This window comes from Dyella acidiphila, assembly GCF_014863405.1.
GTDB classification, from domain to species: domain Bacteria; phylum Pseudomonadota; class Gammaproteobacteria; order Xanthomonadales; family Rhodanobacteraceae; genus Dyella_B; species Dyella_B acidiphila.
This window is the reverse complement of record NZ_JACZZA010000005.1, coordinates 76,744-90,565: the sequence shown is the minus strand read 5'-3', so window position 1 is coordinate 90,565 and position 13,822 is coordinate 76,744. Positions and strand designations below refer to the sequence as shown.

Sequence of the window (13,822 nt, the reverse complement as noted above, 5' to 3'; positions counted from 1 at the left end):
CGGCACGATGTTGGCAGCGAATCCACTGATCCTGGTGATTGACGATCGGCCCGAAGACATCCGCGCGGTGATCGAGCTGTTGCGCCACGAACAGCTGCGCGTGAACGTGGCGACCGATATGCGGCAAGGCTACGAGCGCGCGGTAGCGCTGACGCCCGACCTGATCCTGCTGGATGTGCGCATGCCGCAGATCGACGGCCTTGCCGGCAGCCGCCTGCTGAAGGAATCGCCGCGCACCTGCGATATCCCGATCATCTTTCTCAGTTCCGCCGGCGCCCAGGACGAGCGCCTGGAAGGGCTGCTGCACGGCGCGGTCGATTACGTGCTCAAGCCCTGCCTGCCGGCCGAAGTGCTGGCGCGCATCCGCATCCACCTGCGCCTGGCGCCGCGTGCCGCCTCCGAGCCGTCCACCCCGCAGGCCTTGCTGTCGCCGGACGAAGTCATCCTGCGGGCGGCGATGCGCTTTATCGGCGGCCATCTGGCCAATCTGCCGGCGCTGGCCGAGATCGCCCACAAGGTCGGCACGCACGACAAGAAGCTCTCGGCCATTTTCCGCCAGCACCTGGGCATGACCGTGTTTGCCTGGATCCGCGACGAACGGCTGCGGCGCGGGCGCGAATTGCTGGCCGATTCGCGCATGAGCATGCAAGACATTGCCGAACAGGTCGGTTTTCGCAGCGCCTGCAATTTCACCACTGCCTTCCGCGAACGGGCCGGCGTGACGCCCAGTGCGTTCAGGCGCGGGCTGCAGGGGCAGGGCATCGGGGTAGCCGACTAATCATGTCCTGAGGTCGAGATTGGACGTACAGCGGCGCTAGCTGCCAAAAATGCGATGTGCTTCAAAGAAAAGTTTTTTGCACTGCGGCAAGCCCGCGTCCGCTGCGGCAAAGTTTCCATACGCCACCCCATGGTTCGCACGAAGCGTTTTGCAGCGCGAGCGCGCCATGCGCGGCGCGCTGAAACAGTCGCGGCGAGGCTTTGGCCAAAGGTGTTTTCGTCGCGCATGGCATGACGCAACTTCCCGTATTTATAGCTTTGGCTAGGACCTGTTCTAACCTAGCATTCACCCCGCGCAAGTGGTCCGAGCTGCGGATTACGCGTCGTTTATCGAAGAAAAAGTCATGCCGCTGCAATAGGAGTTGCATCGCTCATGGCGTGCCGTTCGGTGGATTGCCGAACGGAGGGGGTCGCAGTATTCGCATGAACCGACTCATCCGACTCGCCATCAAGCGGGCAGCGTGGCTGCCTGCCGTACGCCTTGTGCGTGCGGGGGCCATGCTTGACAGGCTACACAGCAGGGGGTGTTGGCAATGCACAGGCGACATGACGTGAACTTCCAGGATCGTTCAAGGCGACGACGCTGACTGCGGTGACGTCCTCGGTGACGTGAGCGCAGCAGCCGCGCCGCAGATTCCCCGCGAATCGCCGCCCGGCCCGATGCACGGCCGTACGCAAGCGCATTGACGCTTTCGTGCTGTCTGCTGCTGTGCTTGTTACCCGCTGTCGTGGCTGTGCATAGGCCAACGGTGGCGGCAGGGGCGGGGCAGCGTACTCGCCCCTGCCTGGTCACCCGGGATCGCGTCACCGGCACGGCTCTTGCTCACCGTTGATTCGGGGAACAGGGGGCGTGGGCATTCAGCCATCGCATTGTCGTCCCACCTAATTCATTCCCGCTGGTTCTGCATGCCGGCGCGGACGCGGCTGACCTCGAAATCTTTCTCTTCAAAGGCTCGTTGACTATGAATCACATCTACAGGCTGTGCTGGAACCGCTCCCTTTCCCAGTGGGTGCCGGCCTCCGAGCTGGCGACCGCGACGCGCGCGGGCGCCGGCCCGCGCAAGCGCGGCGTGACCGGTCAACGAGTGATGGCGCTGTCGCTGCTGGCGATGTCGCTGGGTGCGCCGAGTCTTGCGCACGCGGGCGGGCCGTCGGGCGGACAGATCGTGTCCGGCGCCGGGCAGATCCAGCAGGTGGGCAATGTCACCACCATCCGCCAGGACAGCTCGACCCTGATGCTGAACTGGCAGAACTTCAACGTCGGCGCCAACCAGACGGTGGATTTCCTGCAGCCGGGCAGCAGCTCGATCGCGGTCAACCGCATCTACAGCAGCACGCCCAGCGAGATCGACGGCCATCTCAATGCCAACGGCCAGGTGTGGCTGATCAATCCGAACGGCGTGTTGTTCGGGCAGGGCGCGCAGGTGAACGTGGGCGGCCTGGTCGCCTCCACGCTGGATGTCGACGACAGCACGATCGACAGCAGCGAGCGTCGTTTCAGCGGTTCGGGCAAGGGCAGCGTGATCAACCGCGGCACCATCACCGCCGCCAACGGCGGCTATGTCGCCCTGCTCGGCAACCAGGTTTCCAACCAGGGCACCATCACCGCGCAGCTCGGCACGGTGGCGCTGGCGGGCGGCAGTACGGTGACGCTCACCTTCAGCGGCAATCAGCTGGTGCATCTGCAAGTGGACCAGAGCACGCTGAACAACCTGGCCGAGAACCGCCAGCTGATCGTCGCCGACGGCGGCCGCGTGATCATGACCGCCGGCGCCAAGGATGCCTTGCTCGCCAGCGTGGTGAACAACACCGGCGTAGTGCAGGCACAGACGGTGCAGAACCACAACGGCACCATCACCTTGCTCGGCGGCATGACTGCCGGCCAGGTCAATGTCGGCGGCACGCTGGATGCGAGCGCACCCCATGGCGGCGCCGGTGGCTCGATCGAAACCTCGGCCGCCAATTTCCAACTGGCCGCCGATGCGCATATCACCGCCGCCGCGCCGCACGGCGCCGCCGGCACCTGGCTGGTCGACCCGACCGACCTGACCATCGACAGCACTGCCGCAACGACCATTTCCAACACGCTCAATGCCGGCACCAACGTCACCGAGCAGACCACCTCCAGTGGCGCCACCGGCGTAGGCACGCAGAGTTCCGGCCTGGGCGACATCAATATCGATGCCGCGGTGAGCTGGAGCAATGCGGCCGCCACGCTGAAGCTGGAGGCGTATCACGGCATCAACGTCAACGCGCCGGTAACCGGTGCGGGCGGCGTGGTGATGACCGCCGCCGGCGGCAATCTCACTATCGCCAACGGCGCCTCGATCCTGGGCGGCACCGGCGTGACGCTGTCCACCGGCGCCAACTTCGTCAACAACGGCGGCGCTGCTGCGGTAAGCACCGGCACGTCGGCGCCGTGGCTGATCTATTCCACCAATCCCACGCTGGATACCACCGGCGGCCTGACACCGAATTTCATTCAGTACAACGCGCCGTACCAGACCGCCGCGGCGACCTCGGGCAATGGCTTTCTCTATAGTGTGGCGCCGACGCTGACGGTGACCGGCCTCACCAGCACCGTCGCCAAAACCTATGACGGCACCACCACGGCCGTGCTCGCCGGATCCAATCTCGCCGACAGCGGCCTGATCAACGGCGACACCGTCGCCTCGGCCAGCGGCACCTACGCCAGCGCCAATGCAGGCAGCAACATCTCGGTGACCACGCCCGGCAGCATCAGCGGCTACGCCATTACCAATGCCGCCGGCATTCCGGTGTATGGCTATGCCTTGTCGGGTGCGGCCAGCGCGGCCATCGGCACGATCAACAAGGCGGCGCTGAGCGCCATCATCATCAACGACCCGACCAAGGTCTACGACGGCACCACCACGGCCACGCTGAGTTCTTCCAACTACCAGCTCAGCGGTTTCGTCGCCGGGCAGGGCGCCACGGTGAACCAGCCCAGCAGCATCGCCTATGCCGGTGCGGATGCCGGGCAGCAGCAGCTCAATGCCACCTTCACCCTGACCAACTTCGTCGCCAACAGCGGCACCAATCTTTCCAACTACCTGCTGCCCACTACCGCCACCGGCATCGGCACGATCACGCGCGCACCGGTACTGCTCAGCGGCGTGCTGGCCACCAGCAAGGTCTACGACGGCGGCACTGCCGATACGCTCGATCTGAGCAACGCCAGCATCTACGGCGTGATCGCCGGTGACAGCATTACGCTGGACACCTCCGGCGCCGCCGGTTCCTTTGCCAGCGCCAACGCCGGCAACGGCATCACGGTCAACCTCAGCGGCTTCGTACTGGCCGGCAGCAAAATCAACGACTACACCCTGGTCGCGCCGACCAATCTCACCGCCAACATCACGCCCAAGGCGCTGACCGTCAGCGGCATCACCGCCAACGACAAGATCTACGACAGCACCACCGCCGATACCTTGAACACCGGTGGCGCCACGCTCAACGGTGTGGTGGGCAACGATGTGGTGTCGCTGCAGACCGGCTCGGCCAGCGGTACCTTCAGCCAGTCCGACGTGGGCAACAGCCTGGCGGTGACCGCCAATGGCCTTAACCTGGCCGGCGCGGCTGCAGGCAATTACACGCTGACCGCACCCATCGGCCTGACCGCCAACATCACGCCGCGCCCGCTGACCGTGGCTTTCAACGGCAGCCCCGACAAGATCTACGACGGTTCCGATTTCGCCACGCTCACCCAGGGCGACTTCACCATTACCGGTTTTGCCGGCAGCGATGGCGCCGTGGTCTCGCAGAGCCCGGCGGTGTATGCCTCGCCCAATGCCGGTTCCAATATCGGCCTGACCGCGACGCTGCAGCCGTCCGACTTTACCGTCACCGGCACGACCAAGCTGTCCAACTACACCTTCAACAGCTCGGTAAGCGGTACCGGCACGATCGATCCGGCGCCGCTGTTCGTGTCGATCGTCAATAACCCCACCAAGGTCTACGACGGCTCCACCACGGCCACGTTCGACGCCGGCAACTTCGTGCTGTCGGGCGTGATCGGCGGCGAAAACATTACGTTCAATGCGCCGGCCACGGGCGACTACGCCTCGCCCAACGCCTCGATCGAAGCCGTCAGCGCACTGCTCAGCGCCAGCAACTTCACCGCGGGATCCGGTACGTTGCTCTCCAATTACGCGCTGCCGACGTTGGCCAGCGGCTTTGGCACGATTACGCAGGCTCCGTTGAGCGGCAGTCTTATCGCCAGCCTCACCAAGAGCATCACCAAGATCTACGACGGCAACGACGAGTATCTGCTCAACGTCGGCGGCGAGCAGGATTTCGTGCTGAGCGGCTTCAAGGACGGCGATACCGCGGTCGTCAACCCGAATATCACCGGTTTCTTTGCCAGCAAGAACGTGGCAAACAACCAGCCGTTCCAGGTCACCCTCAATAGCACGGACTTCACCTTTACCTGTGGCGGTACCGGCAGCTGTGCCGGCAACTACTCCTATCCCAGCACGATTTTCACCACCGGCAGCATCACCCCCGCACAGTTGACGGTCAGCCTGGTCGGCAACCTCGACAAGGTCTACGACGGTACGACGGTCGCCCAGCTCAATTCGTCGAACTTCCAGGTCAATGGTTTTGTCAGCGGCGAAGGCGGTACGGTTACGCCGACTGCGGGGTTCAACTACAGCACCGCCAACGCCGGCAACACGATTCTGATCAGCGGCACGCTCACCGCCAACAACTACACCGCGGCCAGTGGCACGCTGCTGTCCAACTACACGCTGGCTACTGCGGCCACCGGCTTCGGCAACATTGCGCAGGCGCCGTTGTTCATCACCGGCGTGTATGCCACTGGCAAGGTCTATGACACCACCGCCAACGACACGCTCAACGTCGGTGCTGCCGGCCTGTCCGGCCTGGTCGCTTCCGATGTGGGCAATGTCACGCTGACTACCTCCACCACCGGCACCTTCGCGCAATCGAATGTCGGCAACGGCATTGGCGTTACCGCCAGCGGTTTCAGCATTTCTGGCAGCGCGTCGGCCAACTACAACCTGCAGGTGATCAAGGGCCTCACTGCCGATATCACCCCCGCGCCGCTCACGCTCACCGGCATTACCGCTGCCAGCAAGGTCTACGACGGCACGCTCAACGACACGCTCAATGTCGGCAGCGCCGTACTGCATGGCGTACTCGGCACCGACAACGTCACGCTCGATACCGGTTCTGCCGCGGGCACCTTCAGCACCATCAACGTCGGCAACAATCTCGCCGTAACCTCCAGCGGCTTCGGCCTGGACGGTACGCAGGCCGGCAACTATGTGCTTGCCCAGCCGGGTGGCCTGAAGGCGAATATCACGCCGGCCACGCTGGTCGCGGTGATCACCGGCAGCCCGACCAAGGTCTACGACGGTACCAACTCGGCCACGCTGACCGCCTCCGATTACACCTTGACCGGCTTCGTCAGCGGCGAAGGTGCGTCGATTCCGCAGTCGGCCACCGCCAACTACACCACGCCCAACGCCGGCACCGGCCTGGGCGTGCAATCGACCCTGGTGGTGTCGGACTTCGTCGCCAACACCGGCACGCTGCTGTCCAACTACATCCTGCCCACGTCCGCTACCGGCAATAACGGCGTGATCACGCCGTACGTGCTCAACCTCAGCGGCACGCGCGTATACGACACCACGACCACCGCGCAGGGCACCTTGTTCGGCACGGTCACCGGCCTCAACGGCGACACGTTTACGCTGAGCGGGCAGGGCACCACCTCCAGCAAGAACGTCGGCACCTATAACGGCACCGGCGCGAGCAGCGGCTCGCAGCCGTTCAACCTCAATACGCTGAGCCTGACCGCGGCCGGCGCCACCGGCTCGGGTCCGGACCTGGCCAGCAACTACACGCTGATCGGCGGCACCGATACCTTCGTGATCACGCCGGCGGTGCTGACCATCACCGGCACCACGGTCAACACCAAGGTCTATGACGGCACCACCACGGCCACCCTGGGCGGTACGCAGCAACTGCAGGGCGTGCTGGGCAGCGACGTGGTCGGCGTTACCGGCGACACGGGCGCGTTCGCGTCGCCGAATGCGGGCAGCAATATCGCGGTCAGCTCCTCCATCACTATCGGCGGCCCCGATGCGGGCAACTACATCCTGACCCAGCCCACCGGGCTGACCGGCACCATCACCCAGGCGTTGATCACCCTCGCCGGCACGCGCCAGTACGACGCCACCACCAACGCCAATGCCAGCGCGTTCGGCAACAGCGGCGTGATCAGCACCGGCATTGATGGCCAGACGCTGACGGTGACCGGTGCGGGCCTGATCTCGGCGCCGGATGTAAACACCTACACGCAAAGCGGCGGCACCTTCAACGTCGGGTCGCTGGCGCTGAGCAACGGTTCGGGCCTGGCCAGCAACTACACGCTGAGCACCAGCAATACGTTTGCGGTTACGCCGCGCGTGATCAGCCTCACCGGCACGCGCCAGTACGACACCACCACCACCGCCGATTCCAGCTTGTTCGCCGTCAGCGGCGTGAATGGCGAGACGCTGACCCTGACCGGCTCGGGCACCGTATCGAGCAAGAACGTAGGCACCTACAAGGGCACCGGCGCAAGCAGCGGCTCGCAGCCGTTCGATCTCAATACGCTGGCGCTGGGCAACGGCACCGGCAATGCCAGCAACTACACGCTGATCGGCGGTACCGATCAGCTGACCATCACCAAGGCGCCGCTGAGCATCACCGGCACCACCGTCGACAGCAAAACCTATGATGGCAACACCAGCGCCACCCTGGGCGGCTCGCAGCAGCTGGTCGGCGTGCTGGGCAGCGACAATGTCACCATCAACGCCGACGTCGGCAATTTTGCGTCGCCCAATGCAGGCAGCAATATTGCGGTGACCGCCGCCATTACCTTGAGCGGCACGGATCAGGGCAACTACTCGCTGACCCAGCCGACCGGGCTGACCGGCACGATCAACGCAGCACCGATCGTCATCAGCGGCACGCGCCAGTACGACGCCAACATCGATGCCTTTTCCAGCGCCTTCGGCAACGACGGCACGATCGCCACCGGCGTCAACGGCGAAACGCTGAAAGTGAGTGGCCTGGGCACGACCTTCGGCGCGGACGTGGGCACCTACACCGGCGCCACCTTCAACCTCGGCACGCTGGCGCTGAACAACGGCAGCGGCCTGGCCAGCAACTACACGCTGACCGGCGCCAACTTTGCCATTACCCCTTATGTGCTCACTCTGAACGGCACGCGCGTCTACGACACCAGCACCGGTGCGAACGCCAACCTGTTCGGCAGTGCCGGCGTACTGACCGGCGTGAACGGGGAGACGGTGAACCTGAGCGGTTCGGGCGTGCTCAACAGCAAGAACGCCGGCGCAGAAAGCTTCGCCAACCTGGGCAGCCTGAGCCTGAGCAACGGCAGCGGTCAGGCCAGCAACTACATGCTGGCCGGCGGCACGGTAACGGTAACGCCCTACGTGCTCAGTCTCGGCGGCCAGCGTGCCTATGACGGCACCAATATCGCCCAGGCCCTGCTGTTCGGCAGCAACGGCGTACTCACCGGCTTGAACGGCGAGACGGTCGTGCTGAGCGGCTCGGGCACGGTGGCGAGTGCGAATGCCAATGTCACCTACCTGGGCGTCGGCTCGACCACGCCGACCGGGCAGAACTTCAATCTCAACACGCTGACCCTGGGCAACGGCAGCGGCCTGGCCGGCAACTACACGCTGATCGGCGGCAACGATGCGCTGACCATCAACCAGGCGGTGATCAATCTTGCCGGCACGCGCCAGTACGACGCCGGCATCGACGCCAGTGCGGCGGCCTTCGGCAACAACGGCCTGATCAATACCGGCATCAACGGCGAAACGCTGCAGCTTACCGGTGCGGGCACGGTCGCCGGCGCAAACGTAGGCAACTACAGCGGCGGCAACTTCATCCGCGGCAGCCTGGCGCTGACCAACGGCTCGGGTTCGGCCGACAACTACACCCTGGTCGGCGGCAGCGACAGTCTGGCCATCACGCCGTACGTGCTCAGCCTCAGCGGCACGCGCGCCTATGACGGCACCACCGGCGCCAATGCCAATCTGTTCGGCAGCAACGGCGTGCTCACCGGCGTCAACGGCGAAACGCTGACGCTGGGCGGTGCGGGCAAGGTGTCGAGTGCCAACGCCAGCGGCTCCCCGTATGCCGGTATCGGCTCGACCACGCCGGGCCAGGCCTTCGATATCAATACGCTGAGCCTGACCGGCAACGGTGCGGCGCTGGCCAGCAACTACACCCTGGTCGGCGGTACCGACCAGCTGACGATTACGCCATACGTGCTCAGCCTCAGCGGCTCGCGTACGTATGACGGCACGACCGCGGCCAATGCAGCACTGTTCGGTGCCGGTGGCCTGCTGGCCGGCGTCAACGGCGAGACGGTGGTCTTGAGCGGCGCGGGCACGGTAGCGAGCGCCAATGCCAACGCCACTTACACCGGCATTGGTTCGGGTACGCCGGGTCAGGCCTTCGACCTGGGCGCGCTGCAGCTGGGCAACGCTACGGGCCTGGCCAGCAACTACACGCTGATCGGCGGCAACGATGCGCTGACCATCAATCGACTCGGCATCAACCTCAACGGCTCGCGCCAATACGACGGCAGCGCCAATGCCAATGCCAGCCTGTTCGGCGCCAATGGCGTGATCAACACCGGCATCAACGGCGAAACGCTCGATGTCACCGGTACGGGCACGGTCACCAGCGCCAATGTAGGCAATTACACCGGTGGCAACTTCAGCGCCGGCACGCTGGCGCTGACCGATGGCAGCGGTTCGGCCAGCAACTACACGCTGGTCGGCGGCAGCCTGGCGATCACGCCGCATGTGCTCGATCTCAGTGGCTCGCGTGCGTATGACGGCACCACCGCTGCCGATGCCATTCTGTTCGGCAACAACGGCGTGCTCACCGGCGTCAATGGCGAAACGCTGACCTTGGGCGGCGCGGGCACCGTATCGAGTGCCAATGCCAGCGGTACGCCGTACAGCGGTATCGGCTCGGCCACCCCGGGACAGGCCTTTGACCTCAACAACTTGAACCTGACCGGCAACGGCGCGGCGCTGGCCAGCAACTACACGCTGATCGGCGGCAACGATGCGCTGACCATCAACCGCGCAGTGATCACGCTCAGCGGTACCCGCCAGTACGACGGCGGCGTGGATGCCAATGCCGGCATCTTCGGCAGCAATGGCACGATCAACACCGGCGTCAACGGCGAGACGATCACCTTGACCGGTGCAGGTACGGTGGCCGGTGCGAATGTCGGCAACTACACGGGCGGCAACTTCAACACCAACGGCCTGGGCCTGACCGACGGCAGCGGCCTGGCCAGCAACTACACCCTGGGTGGCGGCAACGTGGCCATCACGCCGTATGTGATCGGCCTCACCGCATCGCGCGACTACGACGGCACCACCGCGGCCAATGCCAGTCTGTTCGGCAACAACGGCACCATCACCGGTGTCAACGGCGAGACGCTGACGCTGAGCGGTGCAGGTACGGTGGCCAGCGCTAACGCGAACGCCACCTACAGCGGCACCGGGTCGGCTACTCCGGGCCAGGCCTTCGATCTCAATTCGCTGCAACTGGGCAATGGCAGCGGCCAGGCTGGCAACTACACGCTGATCGGCGGCGCCGATGCACTGACCATCAACCGCGCGACGATCAATCTCAGCGCCAACCGCCAGTACGACGGCGGCACCGACGCCAATGCCAGCCTGTTCGGCAACAACGGCGTGATCAATACCGGCGTGAATGGCGAAACGCTCAACGTCACCGGTACGGGTACAGTAAGCAGCGCCAATGTGGGCAACTACAGCGGCGGCAACTTCAGCAACGGTACGCTGGCGCTGACCGACGGCAGCGGCACGGCCAGCAACTACACGCTGGTCGGCGGCACCCTGGGCATCACCCCGTACGTGCTCAACCTCACCGGCACGCGCGTGTACGACGGCAGCACCGGCGCCGATGCCGGCCTGTTCGGCAACAATGGCGTGCTCACCGGCGTGAACGGCGAGACGGTGACGCTCAGCGGGGCGGGCGTGCTGTCCAGCAAGAACGTCGGCCAGCAACTGGCGTTCGCCAGCAACGGCCTGAGCGGCTATGTGCTCACCGGCAACGGTGCGGCGCTGGGCAGCAACTACACGCTCACCGGCGGCACCGACTGGGTCACCATCACACCGCTCGCCATCACTGTCGGCGCTACCGGCCAGAACAAGGTCTACGACGGCAACACCACTGCCGGCGTCAACCTGGGCAGCAGTGGCGTGCTGGCCGGCGACACGGTGAACTTCAGCGATGGCGGGGCCAGCTTCAGCTCGCCCAACGCCGGCAGCAATGTGTCGATCGGTGTTACCGGCATCGCTGCCTCCGGCGCCGATGCGGGCAACTACACCTTCAACACTACCGCCAGCACCAGCGCCAACATCACCCCGTACGTGCTCAACCTCAGCGGCACGCGCGTGTATGACGGCAGCACCGGCGCCGACGCCGGCCTGTTCGGCAACAACGGTGTGCTTACCGGCATCAATGGCCAGACGGTGACACTCAGCGGCTCCGGCGTGCTGACCAGCAAGAACGTCGGCACGCAGCAGCCGTTCGCCAACACCGGTTCGCTGGTGCTGGGCAACGGCAGCGGTCTGGCCGCCAACTACACGCTGGCCGGCGGCGCCGACTGGGTGACCATTACGCCGCTGTCGATCGTGGTGAACGCCACCGGCACCAACCGCATCTACAACGGGCAGGTAGGCGACACGGTATCGCTGACCAGCAACGGCGTGCTGCCGGGCGATGTGCTGAGCTTCACCTATGGCTCGGCTACGTTCGGCAATCCCTATGTTGGCAACGGCAAGACCGTCACCGTCAGCGGTATCGCGGCGAACGGCGCGGATGCGGCCAATTACCTGATCACCGATCCGATCACCACCACCGATGCCGACATCACCAGCGCCGGTTTCAATGGCAGCGGCGTGCAGGGTAGCTGGCTGGCACAGCTGGACGGCGGCCTGCAGTCGATGCCGATCGCCACGCCTTATGGCTCCACCGATATGGACACGGTGGGCGTCTACACCGGCAACCAGCAACTGCGCCATCGCCCGATCGAGCGCAACCGCGCGCGTACCGACTTCCACTCCGGCCTGGCCCTGCGCCTGCAAAACGGCGGCGTGCGTCTGCCCACGGATGCCTCGCCATGATCTCTCACTCCAAGCTGCATCACGCCAAGCTGTCTTTTCGTTCCGGTGAATCCATGAAAATTGAGCCACGTACGGCTACGTTGCGTCTTTCCCTGCTTTGTTCGGCACTGGCCCTGTGCGTGCCGGCGGTGCATGCGCAAACCCATGTCACTACCCCGCAGACCAACAGCGGCCAGCTGCTGCAACAGATGCAGCAGCCGGCGCCGCCGCCTTCGTCCGACCTGGATCTCAACATCCAGAAACCGAAAAGCCAGCGCCCGCAGGACGACACCAAGTTCTATGTGCGCAGCATCCAGATCAGCGGCAACCAGCTGCTGCCGGCCGCCAAGCTGCATGCGCTGGTGGCAGCCGGCGAGGGGCAGCAGCTGAGCCTCAACGACCTGGACGACCTGGCCGACAAGATCAGCAACTACTACCACGATCACGGCTATCCGCTGGCGATTGCCTATGTGCCGGCGCAGACCTTGAACAATGGCGTGGTGCGCATCGCCGTAGTGGAAGCGCGCTACGGCAAGGTAGTGCTGCAGAACCAGAGCGACGTCGGCCACTATCCGCTCAGCGCCACCCTGGCGCCGCTGCAGCCGGGCGATCCGGTCAGCGACTACGGCCTGGAACGCAGCTTGCTGCTGTTGTCGGATGTTCCGGGCGCACTGGTCAGTTCCGTGCTGCGTCCCGGCGATGCCGAAGGCACCTCGGACCTGCTGGTGGGCGTCACCTCCGCACCGCGCTACACCGGTACGCTGGGCCTGGATAATTACGGCAACGCCTATACCGACCGCGTGCGCCTGTCGGGCACCTTCGACGTCAATGGCCTGTTCCATCAGGGCGACCTGCTCGATTTCAGCGGCACCAGCTCCGGTGCCGACATGAGCTACGGCCATATCGGCTATCGCTATCTGCTGACCGGGCAGGGCACCACCTTGGGCCTGGGCGTTACCGGGCTGCAATACAAGCTGGGCAACGGCCTGTCCGACCTGCACGCGCACGGCACCGCCACCACCCAGAGCGTCAATCTCTCGCAACCGTTTATCCGCAACACGCGCGGCAACCTGTATGCGCAGATCGAGTTCGACCACAAGCGCCTGTATGACGATATCGACCTGGCCGAGCTGGAGACCCATCGTCACGAAGACAACTGGGTACTGACCGTGGCCGGCGACCAGCGCGACAGCACCGGCGTCACCAACTTCAATGTCAGTGGCAGCTATGGCCGCTTGTACCTGGATAACTTCCAGACCTTCTTCTTCGATTACTTCGGCCCGCAGACCGCCGGCCACTTCGTGAAGTGGAATTATTCGGTGTCGCGCCTGCAGCAGCTCAATCCCACCAATGCGCTGTATTTCGGCTTCTCCGGCCAGCGCTCCAACAAGAACCTGGATACCTCCGAGCAGTTCTACCTCGGCGGCCCCAATACCGTGCGCGGTTATGACGTGGGCGTGGTGTCCGGTGCGCAAGGCAATCTGGCCACCATCGAGTACCGCCACGACTTCACCATCTCGGCATTGCCGGGTCCGTGGCAGGCCTCGGCCTTCGTCGACAGCGGTCATGTGCAGGTTTACAAGGATACGTTCATGCCCGGCGTCAACGGTGCCCGCCTCAATGGCGCCGGCATCGGCGTGCATTGGTCGGCCGCGCACGACTGGGTGATCGCCGCCAGCGTGGCCACGCCGATCGGCAACAAGCCGGTGCTGGCCGGACCGCACGTCGACACCTCCACGCGCTTCTGGTTCCAGGTGCAAAAAGGCTTTTACTGAGTACGTCGAAGCCGGTATCAGGCGGGCGCCCGGTTCCAGGGCGCCTGCTGC

At 64.8% G+C, this 13,822-nt stretch carries 3 protein-coding genes; all 3 read left to right on the top strand.

Annotated elements, in window-relative coordinates; genetic code table 11:
- Positions 1 to 7 precede the first annotated feature (7 nt).
- The 3 genes from IGX34_RS09895 (at position 8) to IGX34_RS09885 (ending at position 13,771) form a co-directional block, all read left to right on the top strand.
- Positions 8 to 778 carry a response regulator transcription factor gene (locus IGX34_RS09895; RefSeq protein ID WP_192555562.1) on the top strand — a complete coding sequence of 257 codons (771 nt, stop codon included), beginning with the start codon at positions 8 to 10 and terminating at the stop codon, positions 776 to 778.
- A gap of 961 nt (positions 779 to 1,739) precedes the next feature.
- Entirely contained in the window at positions 1,740 to 12,017 is a 10,278-nt protein-coding gene (locus tag IGX34_RS09890; protein ID WP_192555561.1) for a YDG domain-containing protein, read from the top strand.
- A gap of 53 nt (positions 12,018 to 12,070) precedes the next feature.
- Positions 12,071 to 13,771, top strand: a complete 1,701-nt coding sequence (locus IGX34_RS09885) for a ShlB/FhaC/HecB family hemolysin secretion/activation protein (RefSeq protein ID WP_192555560.1) — start codon at positions 12,071 to 12,073, stop codon at positions 13,769 to 13,771.
- Positions 13,772 to 13,822 lie beyond the last annotated feature (51 nt).